8 protein-coding genes, 1 tRNA gene and 1 rRNA gene are annotated in these 13,811 nt (G+C 40.2%); 2 read left to right on the forward strand and 8 right to left on the reverse strand.

The window, feature by feature from the left end:
- Position 1: 1 nt before the first annotated feature.
- The 5 genes from rpoA2 to CSP5_RS07220 form a co-directional block, all read right to left on the reverse strand.
- Positions 2–1,588 (reverse strand): DNA-directed RNA polymerase subunit A'', encoded by a 1,587-nt coding sequence (gene rpoA2 / locus CSP5_RS07200; protein ID WP_021790115.1) that lies wholly within the window; start codon positions 1,586–1,588, stop codon positions 2–4.
- On the reverse strand, positions 1,588–4,290 hold the full coding sequence (gene rpoA1, locus CSP5_RS07205; protein WP_148689994.1) for a DNA-directed RNA polymerase subunit A': 2,703 nt from the start codon (positions 4,288–4,290) through the stop codon (positions 1,588–1,590). The genes rpoA2 and rpoA1 overlap by 1 nt, the downstream gene beginning before the upstream one ends.
- On the reverse strand, positions 4,287–7,889 hold the full coding sequence (locus tag CSP5_RS07210) for a DNA-directed RNA polymerase subunit B (RefSeq protein ID WP_148689995.1): 3,603 nt from the start codon (positions 7,887–7,889) through the stop codon (positions 4,287–4,289). Before CSP5_RS07210 ends, rpoA1 begins: the two co-directional genes overlap by 4 nt.
- The gene (locus tag CSP5_RS07215) at positions 7,886–8,149 is read right to left on the reverse strand and encodes a DNA-directed RNA polymerase subunit H (protein WP_077076524.1); all 264 of its coding nucleotides are present in this window, start codon (positions 8,147–8,149) and stop codon (positions 7,886–7,888) included. The genes CSP5_RS07210 and CSP5_RS07215 overlap by 4 nt, the downstream gene beginning before the upstream one ends.
- Before the next feature lie 15 nt (positions 8,150–8,164).
- Positions 8,165–8,238 (reverse strand) — tRNA-Lys (locus tag CSP5_RS07220).
- A gap of 325 nt (positions 8,239–8,563) precedes the next feature.
- On the opposite strand from CSP5_RS07220, the gene CSP5_RS07225 reads away from it, so the two are divergent.
- Both CSP5_RS07225 and mtnA read left to right on the forward strand, forming a co-directional pair.
- Positions 8,564–10,573 carry a M13 family metallopeptidase gene (locus tag CSP5_RS07225; protein ID WP_021790119.1) on the forward strand — a complete coding sequence of 670 codons (2,010 nt, stop codon included), beginning with the start codon at positions 8,564–8,566 and terminating at the stop codon, positions 10,571–10,573.
- Positions 10,574–10,637: 64 nt separating this feature from the next.
- Complete coding sequence (gene mtnA / locus CSP5_RS07230; protein WP_021790120.1) at positions 10,638–11,672, forward strand: S-methyl-5-thioribose-1-phosphate isomerase; 1,035 nt, start codon at positions 10,638–10,640, stop codon at positions 11,670–11,672.
- Between the two features lie 28 nt (positions 11,673–11,700).
- Here the strand turns inward: mtnA and CSP5_RS07235 are convergent, their stop codons facing one another.
- The 3 genes from CSP5_RS07235 to rrf form a co-directional block, all read right to left on the reverse strand.
- Entirely contained in the window at positions 11,701–13,236 is a 1,536-nt protein-coding gene (locus CSP5_RS07235) for a sodium:solute symporter family protein (RefSeq protein WP_021790121.1), read from the reverse strand.
- Positions 13,236–13,421: a DUF3311 domain-containing protein gene (locus tag CSP5_RS07240; RefSeq protein ID WP_241869806.1), complete on the reverse strand. Its 186-nt coding sequence runs from the start codon at positions 13,419–13,421 to the stop codon at positions 13,236–13,238. Before CSP5_RS07240 ends, CSP5_RS07235 begins: the two co-directional genes overlap by 1 nt.
- A 123-nt stretch (positions 13,422–13,544) precedes the next feature.
- Positions 13,545–13,666: ribosomal RNA gene (gene rrf / locus CSP5_RS07245) — 5S ribosomal RNA — on the reverse strand.
- Between the last annotated feature and the right edge of the window lie 145 nt (positions 13,667–13,811).

The raw sequence follows: 13,811 nt of genomic DNA on the forward strand, positions 1-13,811 counted from the left end.
TTTATTCACCCTTATCAGGTCCATTCCCCCTGTAAACCAGATCTACTGCCCCTGTACCTAGAGTTATGGGCTGTCCAACGATAATATTTTCTGCAACTCCTGTAAGCGGATCGGTTTCTCCTACTATTCCAGCTCTCATCAGGTGTTTCACGGTGATTTCAAAGGCGGCCCTTGCCAGAACACTGCTTTTCTTACCAGAAATTCCCTGCCTGCCCACGGCCCTGACCTGACCTTCAAAGGTCATCATGTCAGCCACTACCATCAGATGTCTTTCATCAACATCAAGAGATTGTTCTTTTAGTGTGTCACGGGATTCTTTCAGAATAGCATTTCTTGCAGCTTCTATGCCCAGTACATTTGCAATTTCCACTATATCATTTGTTGTGGTCCTGACTGCATCTACTTCCTCTATTTCGAGGACCTGCTTCAGGTTTGATCCCTGTGTCTGTAACTTATAGGTTCCATCTCTTTCTTTTACTGCCACGGCCCTCTTAATTCCTGGCAAACCTTTTATGTTCACTACCTTTATCTGTTCCTGTAGCTGGTACAGTCTCTTGTATGATTCCTGCTGTGCCTTTATTTCAATATCTCCATTTTCCTTCTGAATGACCGTTATAAGTTTTATACCTGATACTGCGTCCATGATATCCTGAAGCCTTATTCTTCTCCTGTCCATCAGTTTCTTATTTGCCCTTATGATTACTGTCATTTCATCTGTGTCTGTAATAACATCTGCAACATCAATGATGCTGGTGTTTTCAATATCCTTTATAACCCTGCTGACCGCATCCTCATCCTTGGCATATTCAGGTTTAAGAAATATATCCATTGAAGGTGTTGATGGAGTTCTTCTTGCGTCAACTATTTCAATAAGTCTCGGCAGACCCAGTGTAACATCCACTTCTTTGACACCAGCATAGTGGAATGTTCTCATTGTCATCTGTGTTCCTGGTTCCCCAATGCTCTGCGCTGCAATAATTCCAACTGCCTCAAATGGATCTATCTGCCTTGCCTCCAGATCATTTTCAACTCTTTTCAGAATCTTCTTGAAGAATTCCTCACCCTTTTCCTTCTTTAGTGATATAAGTTTCTCGGCGATACTCAGTGGTAATACTGTTCCCTTATCCAGTTCTTTCTCTATAAGCTGTTTTACAGAACTATCAACATCTGAATAGTATTTTTCCTTCTGTGTTATCACTATTCTTTCCAGATCTGCTTCATAGTAAGAATCAACTGAATTTATCTTGTTCCTTCCCATATTAAAATCTGAAGATGGAATTGGAGGTGTTAATTCTTCCAGTGACTCAAGAAGAATTATTGTTTTGAGACCTGTTTTCTTCTTTAGTATGACTTCTCCAGTTTCTTTCCCCTTTTTGCCCCTTGCATTTGACTTCTTTTCTGGCTGCTGTTCATAGGAACTGATTGATGCTATTTTTGCCCTGTATGTGACTCTTTTCTTGTCAACGCTTATGTATGCTTCCTCAATGCCCTCAGAAACTGGGAAATCGACTGCATATGCCACATTCCCAGACTTTTCAAGAAGCACATCAATGTTCTTTTTAGTATCCTTCCAAAGAATTACCTTCATTACTGACCACCGTTTTCCTCGTCGAACAGGATGTAGTTTATATCCAGTGCCTCTCCATTTTCACTCTTTGTGGGATCTATACCATCATCCCCGTACTTGAACTGTATAATCTCACCTACTGTGTCTGTTACCTGTCTTTTTTCATTCACCTTAAGATCCTCGAATGCATTGATCAATCTTCTCTGCATGTAACCACTTCTTGAAGTTCTTACTGCTGTATCAACAAGACCTTCCCTTCCTCCAATACTGTGCAGGAAATATTCCAGTGGATTCAGTCCAACCTTATACGAAGACTTCACGAATCCCCTTGAATCTGCACCTAGATCATCCTTTTTGAAGTGTGGCAGTGTTCTTCTGTCATAGCCCCTGTTAAGTCTCTGTCCTCTTACAGACTGCTGTCCGACCATTCCTGCTACTTCTGATATATTAAGCATTTTTGCCCTGGCACCAGATCTTGCCATTATAACTGATGGATTGGTCAGACCCAGGTACTGAGATGCTATCTTCCCTGATTGATCTCTGGCCTCTCCTGTAACCTTCATGATTTCCTCTTCCAGTGTTTCTTCAATAGATTTTCCTTCCCTGGGGTTCATTCTTTCCTCCTTGAAGTCAGTTACATAATTATCTACTTCTTTCTCTGCCTTTAAGGCTATTTCCCTTATTTCACTGATTGCATTTTCTGGAATATCATAGTCCCCAATGCCTGTTGAGAATCCCCTGAAACTGATGAACGCAACCGCAAGTCTGGTCATCTTATCAATAAAGTCTGCAGCGGCAGGGGAGCCAAATTTCCTGTATATTTTATCAATAATTTTACCTGCAAATGGAGATATGGCTGTTTCATCAATTGTCCCATGAATCATCTTTCCATCAATTATAACCACATCTATATCTTCCTGGTTTTCCTCGTATTCACAGTAGAGGCTACCATCGTCTGTTCTTCTTGCTCCTGAACAGAGTTTGCTTCTGAATCTCAGGTTAAAATCATCAGGTAGAATGACCGAAAATATATCCCTTCCAGAGTAGTATTTTATCCCATTCTCTTCCTTTACAGGTTTTAGCTCCTTATCCATTGGCAGATAACTCATGATGTGCATCGTCTCTTTTTCTGTGAAAAGGGGATTGCCATGAGTAAGAAGGAATAATGCTGTTACGTGATCATGGATACCACCAATGATAGGTCCACCAAATCTTGGTGACATTATCTGTTCCTGTACCTTCATTATTATTCTTGCTTCAGCTCTTCCCTCTTCTTTTTGAAGGACATGAAGATTCATTTCATCCCCGTCAAAGTCTGCATTGTATGGGGTACATACTGCAAGATTAAACCTGAACGTCTGTCCCTTAAGAATTCTTACTGTATGCCCCATCATGGACATTCTGTGAAGGGACGGCTGCCTGTTGAACAGTACAATATCACCCTCACTTAACTGTCTTTCAACTACCCAGCCTATATCTATTTTCTGGCTGTTGTCTTCTGCATTCATGTCTGTGATCTTTACCCTTCTTCCATCTGGCCTGAGAATGTAGTTCACACCAGATTCGTAATTACCGTTTTCCTTTGTTGGTGCTGGACCTCTCTTAACCCATTCCCTCATTATATCAATGTTGAACTGGTTTATCGTAACTGGCACCGTAAGTTCTCTTGCTGCCTTCTCAGGTACTCCAACCTCGTTTATGGATAGAAATGGCTCAGGAGATATCACAGTTCTTGCTGAAAAATTTACCCTTTTACCGGATAGATTAGACCTGAACCTTCCCTCCTTACCCTTCATCCTCTGTACAAGTGTTTTGAGCGGCCTTCCGGATCTGTGTCTTGCAGGTGGTATACCCGCGGTCTGGTTGTCAAAATATGTTGTAACATGGAACTGCAAAAGGTCCCACAGATCCTCAATGATAAGCTGTGGGGATCCATTGTCCCTGCTTTCCCTTAATCTCTGGGAGATTCTTATAATATCAACCAGTTTATGGGTTAGATCATCTTCACTCCTTTCTCCAGTTTCCAGTGTTATGGATGGTCTTACGTTTATGGGTGGAACAGGAAGAGCAGTAAGGATCATCCATTCAGGTCTAACAAAATCCTTGTTGAGTCCGAAATATATTAGATCGTCATCAGGAATCTTTTCCAGTCTTTCCCTGATTTCCTTTGGTGTGATTTTCTTCTCTGCTGCACCACCTGATTTGGCCCCTTCTCTGAATGTTGTGGGTTTATCCAGTATTACACTAAGATTTTTGAAGCCGCAGTGTGGGCAAACTTCTCTCTTTATTGCCTGATCAAGATTCTTCTTGATTATTAGAGTGAGGAGTTCAGGATCAAATTCCTCAAGTTTCTTTTCGGAAAGTCTTCTTCCATATGCTTCCATTTCATCGTTGGTCAGTTTTACCCTGCTACAGTTCTTGCATGTTCCATCCAGGAACATTTTAATCTCCTTTACAAATCCAACCTGAACAACAGGCATCGCAAGATCTATGTGTCCGAAGTGTCCAGGGCATTCATCAACTTTCCCTGAACATGTTGCACACTTTAGTCCCGGCTCTATTACACCCATATGGAGATCCATCAGACCCCTCTCTATTGGATATCCGTCATCATCATATGTATCAGCAGTTATGACTCTGACCTGCGACATCTTTCTTATCTCATCTGGTGATAGTATGGCGAATTGAATATTGTTTATTCTCTTTGAAATAAAACTATTCATTTCAGATCACCCAGTATTAATCTCATCATTACACCCATTGACATCAGTTCATCTCTCATCAACTTGAATGCATAGCTTGTTTCAACTGGATGTATATTTCCAGTATTTCCACAAACCGGGCATCTCAAAGTACCTTTTCTCCTATCCATAATTGCAATATGACCGCATGACTGGTTACCGCACACATACAGTATTGTGCCATCACTCTGATCAAGAAGTCTGTCCTTTATAACCATGGCAGCTCCGTGTGCGATTAAGGTATCTCTCTCCATTTCACCAAATCTCAGTCCTCCCTGTCTTGACCTACCTTCTGTTGGCTGCCTGGTGAGTATCTGAACCGGTCCCCTTGATCTTGCATGGAATTTACCTGCAACCATATGATGAAGTTTCTGGTAATATATTACTCCAGTGAATATCTGTGCTTCCAGTCTCTTTCCAGTTATTCCGTCATACATTGTTTCAGTACAGTCATAGGTAAGACCATATTTCAGAAGCTCTTCTCTTAGGGACTGTTCCGGTTCCCCCTTGAATATTGTACCATCTACAGTACTTCCCCTCATTGAGGCAACCTTTCCCCCAATCATTTCCAGTATATGACCAATGGTCATTCTTGAAGGAATTGCATGTGGATTTATGAGAATATCAGGGATAATTCCTGATTCTGTGAATGGCATATCCTCCTGGGCAATAAGTGCCCCGATTACACCCTTTTGCCCGTGCCTGGATGCAAATTTGTCTCCAAGCTCTGGAATCCTGTCACTTCTCACCTTAATCTTAACGATTTTACTGTTGCTTTCTGATACAGTTAGTATAACATTATCCACATATCCGTTTTCGTTTGGCCTCATTGTTATGGATGATTCTCTCCTCTTTTGTGGACCCAGCCTCTCATTTCCCTCTTCAAGGAATCTTGGTGGTGATGTCTTTCCAACAAGTACATCAGAACCTTCAACATAGGCTTCAGGATTTATAATACCATCCTGATCAAGATTCATGTAGAAGTTTTCCATTCTAGCTCCCATTACGTCATGTGTTGGAATTTCAAATCGATCCTCCTGTCCTCCAGGGTATCTTCTTTCTTCGGCAGTATATGTTCTGAAGAAGTTACTTCTTCCAAGACCCCTCTCTACAGCAGATTTATTGAAAACAATAGCATCCTGGATATTGTATCCCTGGTATGATACTATGGCAACCACAAAATTCTGTCCTGCTGGTCTTTTATCATAATGCACATAATCCATTACCTGTGTCTTCACCATTGGGATTTGAGGATAATGCATGAAATGTCCTCTTGTATCTGTTCTTGTCCTGAAGTTTGTTGCTGATAAGCCGATACTCTGTTTAGTCATCGCAGATGCCATGGTGACTCTTGGTGATGAATTGTGCTCAGGATATGGTATCATTGATGCGGTGACTCCAAGAATCATTGATGGATCAATTTCAAGATGGGTGTGTTCCTTTGACAGTAAGGTTTTTCCATCAAATTCCTTACCACATTTCTGGCACATCAATTTTATCTTTGACTCTCCCTGATTGACCCATTCTACAATACCTCTGTAAAGAAGAGTGTCGCATCTTGGACATCTTTCCGGGAAGTCATAGGCATATAATGAAATATAAAGATTTTCTTCCTCTTCAGCATCAATCCATTCAATAGCCCCTATGGATGTAAGGTCCTTTAGTTCCATATCACCCAATCTTAACTTTTCAAGAGTTTCTCTTGATATGTTCGGTTTACCATCTTCAACTACAATTAATGGCCTTCTAATTCTTCCCCTATCACAGTTTATAATTACCTCGTTTGTAGAATCATCATATCTTACATTAACCTCTGATGATAGTTCCCCCTTTCTTCTGGTCTTCCTGATGGTATTTGTTAGTCCAATTGGATCTTCATGGTACCCAACCAGATCGCCGTTGATATATACTCTCCCCATGCTTCCTTCTTCCTTTGTTGGTTCCCTGATTCCGTTAGCATTCAGGAATTCCACTATGTCAAGGGGTTCTGCTCCTTCTGATATATTCATCAAAAGGGCACCATTTTTCACCAGACCACAATTCTGTCCTTCAGGTGTTTCGTTAGGACATATTCTACCCCATTGAGTTGGGTGAAGATCTCTTGCTTCAAAATGTGGCTGTGATCTCGTTAATGGAGAAATAATCCTTCTCAGATGACTCAGCGTGCTAACATTTGAAACACGATCTAAAAGCTGGGATACACCGGTTTTTCCACCTATCCAGTTTCCTGTAGACATGGCGTGGAGTATTTTTTGTGTTAAAAGATCCTGCCTTATGGCTGGTTTGATTCTCAAACCTTTCTTTCTGTTATATGTCTTTTCAAGCTGATATTTCAAATCTTTAACAACGGACTGAAAAGCGTTTCTGAAAAGTTCGTCCATAAGGTCCCCTGCCAGTTTTACCCTCTTGTTTGATAAATGATCCTTGTCATCCTCTTTCCTAATTCCAAGATTAAGTTCTAGCAATGATCTTGCCATTCTACCTAGGTAAAGCGCTTTTTTGAATCTATCCTCAATCTTGTCACCAAGATGTGGGAGGAGTGATTTGTCTATAATCTGTGAAATTTTCTTCTCCCTGAAGTCTTTTGCCTGACCTGCAGCAAATCTCTTTTCCAAATAGTTAATAGCATCTTCTGTAAAAACAACACCATTTGGTGGGTGAATCTTTGGGTCTCTGGCGGCTTCAAGATTATAATAAATAATTGGGTTCATTCCACTTATTGAAAATATTGCATCATGAATTTCGTTATCCTTTTCCATACCCAGAGCCTTCATCAGAATAACAAGAGGTATTGAACCAGGTACGCTTGGTATAGAAACATTGATATCACCGTCTCTACTCTTTTCCAGAGCAGTCATGGCTCTGTATCCTCCAGCCTGAGAGAATACCTTGGCAATCTCAACCTGTGTTTCATACTTCTCTTCCTTTTCAACGAGAATCTTATTTGGTGCAAGATCCTCCAGTGATACAATGACTCTTTCACTTCCGCCTATAATAAAATATCCCCCTGAATCAGTTGGATCTTCACCCACATACTGTAATTTCTGTTTTCTGGTTCCATTGATTGGGGCATTATTTTTCTCCCCATTTGTTTTTTCAATGTACCTGTCTAGATTTGATCCGTACAGTGTGCATACTTTAGTTCTAACCATCACTGGCATTTCGCCGATCTTAATGGTTTCGGGTTCTCTTTCTATGCCGTCTTCGGATACCCTGAGTTTAAGACTAATAGGTGCAGTATAATTTAAATCTCTTATCCTTGCTTCCTGGGGCGTTATTTGATTTATTGCACCAGATGCTTCCTTAATTTCTGGCATATCAACCCTTATGGTTGTATCTCCTACGAACCTGCCTCTCTCCTTCTGTCTTCCAAAGTATATTTTTATTTCTTTTCCTGCTGTTTTTGTCTTGTCGAGTGTAATAACTCCAGGTTCATCATCATCTGACAGCTTAGTTTCGTCCACTATTTTCTGCATTAAACTGTCTGGATTATCTGGGGTTGCAACAAATGCATTCATTGAGTCAATCTGGTGATTTACAATACTTTCATTCTTAAAAAACGATTCAACAATTTCTTTCATTTTAAAACCTCACTGGTTGTGACCCTGTAGTATTCTGTAATTCCTACATTAGGGTTCTTTCTAACAATCTTAATTATTCTATTAGGTCCAATATCCCCATGAATCTCCATTAGTGCTTTAATAGCAGGGTCTGTGACGTTAATATGGGGCAACATTCCTTTCTCTGTATGTAGCTTCTTTAAAATAGCAGCCTCATCCTTTTCCTCTACCAAATAATGTTCTGGGACCAATTCGTGGTGCAACACGTTAAATTTACTCATTTTTATCCCTCTTAACGGGCCCAAGGGGGTTCGAACCCCTGACCCTCTGGTTAAAAGCCAGATGCTCTACCTAGCTGAGCTATGGGCCCTTAATTTTGCCGGCGATGTGAATAACTTTTTCCAATATAAACATTCTTTATAATTGGCAATATTCTGCACGTGAAAACCCATAGAATCCCTAAAGTACTGCATGCTGACTTTAAACCTTTTTAGATACAGAGTATCATTACCTTTTAGCATAAAAGCTTAACTAATAAGCCTGCTCTTCTGGGAGAAAAGTGATTGATCTACCATTTTATTCCGTTCGCAGGAATCATGACAAACCAGTAAATTGATGAATATAGGCTTATGCAAACTCTATTGCCCTGAATCTAAGATTAGTAAATTTATTTTACCATTTCCTTATGCCAGATAGTGAAAACCGAAGACCTTTTTGAAAGAATAAAACCCATAAGCGATGATGAAAGACCTGAAAAACCAGTCTTCTCCACTTCATTTTTAGATAAGAGCGTGGATCCCATAGATGATTTTTTTACATATTCCTGTGGAAAGTGGGTTGATACCCATCCCATACCTGAAGATAAATTTATGTGGGGGGCAACCTGGGAACTTATAGAGTGGAACAGATTTATACTTGGTAAGATACTTGAAGAATGCGCCAAAAAAAGTTGCCATGAAGATAAGGCCCTTGAAGCGCAGCTGGGGAAATATTATATTTCAGCCATGGATTTGAAATTAATAAATAGTTTGAGATTTAAACCACTGGAAGAAATACTATATAAAATAAATGAAATGAAAGATAAGGAGGATATTCCAGAAATAATAGCCTTTTTACACAGATCAGGAATAAGAGCGCTTTTTAGATTGGAAGTGGATAATGACGAGAAGCAGAGCAACAAATACGCAGTGTATCTTAATCAGGGAGGATTGGCACTTCCCAACAGGGATTATTATCTTGAAGATAATTTTAAACAAATAAGAATTGAGTACAAAGCACATTTAAAAAAAATGTTTGAACTTAACGGGGTTGAAAAAGAAAAGGCAGAAAAAATATCAGAAACTGTAATGAATATAGAAACAGAAATGGCAAGGGCAAGCAGAAGACCTGTTGAACTGAGGGATCCTGAAAGGAATTACAACAGGGTAGAAATGAAAGATGCTGACAAAATTTTCGGTAATATCAACATGCGAAGATATTTACGGGATACTGAACTTGATAAAATGGATTACTTGATAGTAGGGCAACCTGAATTTTTCAAAGGACTTTCATTGCTGAAAGAACAATATTCTCTGGAAGAATGGAAAGAATATCTTACGTGGAAAGTTCTTCATTTTGCCGCTCCATACCTTCATGAAGAGGTAGAAAAAGAGGATTTTGACTTTTTCCGCAAGAAACTTCTAGGACAGAATGAGATGGAGAAGAGATGGAAGAAGGTTGTTTTCATAGTAGACGAAACAATGGGTGAAGCCCTCGGGAAACTCTATGTGGACAGAGAATTTGGAGAAGAATCCAGAAAAAGAATGCACGATATGGTAGAGGACCTAAGGGAAGTATTTGTTGAAAGGATTAAGAGTCTTCCCTGGATGGGAGAACAAACAAAGGAGAAAGCCCTGGAAAAATTTAGTAAATTCAGAGCTAAAATAGGTTACCCTTCTAAATTCATTGATTACTCTTCAATAAAAATAACAAACGATGACTTTTTAGGAAATGTTTTGAGATGCAACCAGTTTGAATTCAACAGAAAAACATCAAGGGCTGGAAAGGATGTGGATCGGGAACTTTGGGGGATGACACCACCAACAGTAAACGCCTATTTCTCACCAACGGACAATGAGATAGTATTTCCGGCAGGTATTCTCCAGCCACCCTTCTTCGATCCAGATATGGATGACGCCGTTAATTATGGAGCTACTGGAGGTACAATTGCTCACGAGATTTCCCATGGTTTTGACGATGAGGGTAGAAAGTTTGATCTTGATGGAAACCTGAAGGAATGGTGGTCAGAAGACGATGACAGGGCATTCATGGATAGGGCAAAGGAAGTCGTCGACATTTACAGCAGTTTGGAGGTGTTACCAGGTCTGAAGGTTAATGGAGAACTTACGCTTGGTGAGAATATTGCAGATCTTGGAGGAGTAAGTATTGCGTTCGAAGCACTCCAGAGAAGATTGAGTAAAAACCCTGAAATGAGAAAGAACATAGATGGACTGACCCCTGAGCAGAGATTCTTTCTTGGATGGGCTCAGAGCTGGAGAGAATCTGTAAAGGAAGATGCATTGAGATATCAAATATCAAATGATCCTCACTCGCCTGCAAAGATAAGAGCGGAAATTCCAGCGAAGGTTCATGAGGATTTTGAGAACGTGTTCAGTAATCTAAGTTCAAAGAAAAACTCAAGATTCAGGAAGATTAAGATCTGGTAATGAATTAGATAGTGAAATATGGACAATGTGTTTAATAGGAAAATGAAATATTAGGTTGATTTCAATGAAGATTAACGTTGATGGTGAAGAGAGAAAATTCAGGTCAGTCTGGTTTGAGAAAGATGAAGTTGTACTGATAGAGCAGAGGAACCTTCCTGAAAAGATCGAATTTTACAGGGCTAAAAATTCAGATGATATTGCATATGCAATTAAACACATGGTTGTAAGGGGTGCCCCGGCTATTGGTGTTACTGCTGCCTATGGTCTCGCCCTTGCAAAGATCAAGGGAGAAAATATGGAAGAGGCAGTTGAAAAGATAAGAAAGACGAGACCAACTGCTTATGACCTGTTCAAGGCCATAGATTTCATGAAGAGCAATGGATTTGATATTCACGCAGCTGAGAGATACAGTCAAGAGGTAAGTGGAAGGTGCAAGAAGATAGGAGAATATGGTAACGTATTGATAGCAGATGGGTCAAAGATTCTAACACACTGCAACGCAGGAGCCCTTGCAGTTGTAGACTGGGGGACTGCCCTTGCTCCTATGAGATACGCAAAGGAAAGTGGCAAAAACATATTCGTTTTTGTAGATGAAACAAGACCAAGGCTTCAGGGGGCAAAGCTGACCGCATGGGAACTGGAGCAGGAAGGAATCGATCATGCCATAATTGCAGACAATGCAGCTGGATATTTCATGAAGAAGGGCGATGTGAATCTGGCAATTGTTGGTGCGGACAGGATCTGTGCAAACGGGGATTTTGCAAACAAGATAGGCACCTATGAGAAAGCAGTTCTTGCAAAGGAGAATGGTATTCCATTTTACGTTGCAGCACCAGGGACAACATTCGACTTCAATCTAAAAACTGGGGATGAAATTCCCATAGAGGAGAGAGATCAGGAAGAGGTGCTTGTTGTAAATGGTAAAAAAATTGGACCGGAAAACAGCAAGGCAAGGAATCCCGCCTTTGATGTAACGCCTAACAGGTATGTCTCAGGATATATTACTGAATACGGAATTTTTAGACCTGACCAGCTTGGAGACTTAAAAAGGAAAGTACAGAGTGATCTTTTCATGAGAACTACCACTCCAACAGCTTAAATTAAAAAATGTTAAAAAATTTTTAAAATTAGTAGTCTGGAACTAATTCTGAATTTTCAATGATTCCCTCGTCCTTTTCTTTGCCCAGAAGCCTGAAAATGAACTGGACAACAAAAACCGTAAGCAGATTCAGTAAGAGTGCAGCTATTCCAACATACATGTAGTCAAATGTTTTGTACAGAGACCCTGCAAAATTCAGGGAGAATAGCAGGTAAAGAGTTGTGGATAGACCAACTATCCATCCCAGACCAATAGACCATTTGTTAAATCTCCTTGTATATAGGGCGATATAAACTGCTGGCAGTGTTTGAAGGATGAATGCTCCACCAAAGGTTTGCAGGTAAACGATGTTCGCTGAGGCAGCAGGGACTATGGAGAATGCTATTGATGCAATGATTACAACAAGTACAAGAACTCTCGAGAGCCATGCCTGAGTTCTGGAAGATGCTTTAGGATTTATATATTCAAGATACACATTCCTTGTGAGCAGGTTTGCCGAAGCTATGGCCATTATAGATGCTGGTACCACACTTCCAATGACAATTGCTGCGTATGCAAATGATGTAAATAGTGATGGAAACATGTCTTTTATGAGGTCTGGTATGGCAAAAGATGAGTTAGCCGATGAGAATACGCCATTGTTTGCAACAACTGCAGCTATTCCCATTACAGCAACAATCAATAAAAGCACATTATAAAGTGGTAAAAGAGAAGAGTTCCTTTTTATGGTTTTTACATCCTTTGATGCGAGAGTTCCGGTGACTCCGTGAGGATACAGGAATAAAGCCAGTGCAGATCCTAATGCAAGAGTTGTATATCCCAGAGCCAGGGTAGGACTTTCAAAGAGAGGTGCATTAGCATTTGGGTGTGGGTTTGCTACAGTTTTTGTCCCGAATAAGATGGAAGCCTGATGGAAAATGTTTCCAAAGCCTCCAAGCCTGTAAGGAACATAGATTATTACCGTTAGAACCACGACCCATATGATTGCATCCTTCAGAATTGCAGTAAGTGCTGGCCCCCTTAAACCACTTAGGAAAGTGAACAGTCCAACAAGGACGTAGGCTATAATTAAAGTGTAGGTAACAGGCAGACTCATTACAGTAAGAACTGCTTTTATACTCACAATTTGAAGTGCTATATATGGAAGTTCAGCGACCACACCTGTTAGACCGATCAACATTGCAAGCATTCGGGAGTTGAATCTATCCTTGACGAAGTCGGATGAAGTTATATAACCTCTCTTTTTGGATACAGAGTAGAGCCTTGGCATTGTAGCATATACTATTGGGTATATCATTATACCATATGTAATTGCAAACATTGCAAGTGCACCACTGTCAGATGCGACTCCAGGAACAGCTATCAATGTATAGGCAGTGTAAAGATCACCACCTAGGAGGAACCATATTACAATGGTTCCAAACTTGCTTCCTCCTAGACCCCACTCACTCATATCTGACATTGTTTTTGGCTTTCTCCAAAAATATGCCATGAATCCTGCAAAGAGCACTACAGCAACCATCACAAAGAACAAAACATAATCAATAGTATTGAAGTACGCCATTAGGCAGCACCTCTTGCTTTGTGCTCACGAGTTTCGATTGTATAGACCGAGAAAGTGAATATGGCCGCTATAAAAATCCACATCAGTTGATACCAGTAGAAAAATGGCCATCCACCAATTTCAGGCTGAACCCTATCATATATAGTGAAACCCACAGTCATGAAAACATATGGGATCACCAGCATAATGAACTAAGCAATGTTATTCATTAACACAAACTAATGTAGAGTAGTATTAAAATATTTTGTTTTGGAACCTATAAAGTTACAAAGACTTATATCTAAATATAAAATCCTTGAAAAACAAAAAAGTGACAGCGAACCACGCTTTCCATGCCCTCGCGGAACATAGTACGCACGTGATACGTAACGGGCTTTACCATCGGGTTCGGAATGAGACCGGGTGTTACCCCGTCACTATGACCGTCACACTCAGATATATATCAGGTCTATTTTAAGGTTTTTGTATATGTCCTTCCTTCATAGTATGTCCTATTTTCTCAACGTAATCTCATCTTCTTCATATTTATCATTCCACTAAGGATTTCATAATTAGCCGAAGATTTTTATACTCTC

This window comes from Cuniculiplasma divulgatum, from assembly GCF_900083515.1.
Lineage (GTDB): Archaea > Thermoplasmatota > Thermoplasmata > Thermoplasmatales > Thermoplasmataceae > Cuniculiplasma > Cuniculiplasma divulgatum.

Bases quoted from the DNA above. Each gene is read 5' to 3' on its own strand.
- rpoA2 (WP_021790115.1), bottom strand. From the start codon at position 1,588: ATGAAGGTAATTCTTTGGAAGGATACTAAAAAGAACATTGATGTGCTT.
- rpoA1 (WP_148689994.1), bottom strand. From the start codon at position 4,290: ATGAATAGTTTTATTTCAAAGAGAATAAACAATATTCAATTCGCCATA.
- CSP5_RS07210 (WP_148689995.1), bottom strand. From the start codon at position 7,889: ATGAAAGAAATTGTTGAATCGTTTTTTAAGAATGAAAGTATTGTAAAT.
- CSP5_RS07215 (WP_077076524.1), bottom strand. From the start codon at position 8,149: ATGAGTAAATTTAACGTGTTGCACCACGAATTGGTCCCAGAACATTAT.
- mtnA (WP_021790120.1), top strand. From the start codon at position 10,638: ATGAAGATTAACGTTGATGGTGAAGAGAGAAAATTCAGGTCAGTCTGG.
- CSP5_RS07235 (WP_021790121.1), bottom strand. From the start codon at position 13,236: ATGGCGTACTTCAATACTATTGATTATGTTTTGTTCTTTGTGATGGTT.
- CSP5_RS07240 (WP_241869806.1), bottom strand. From the start codon at position 13,421: ATGCTGGTGATCCCATATGTTTTCATGACTGTGGGTTTCACTATATAT.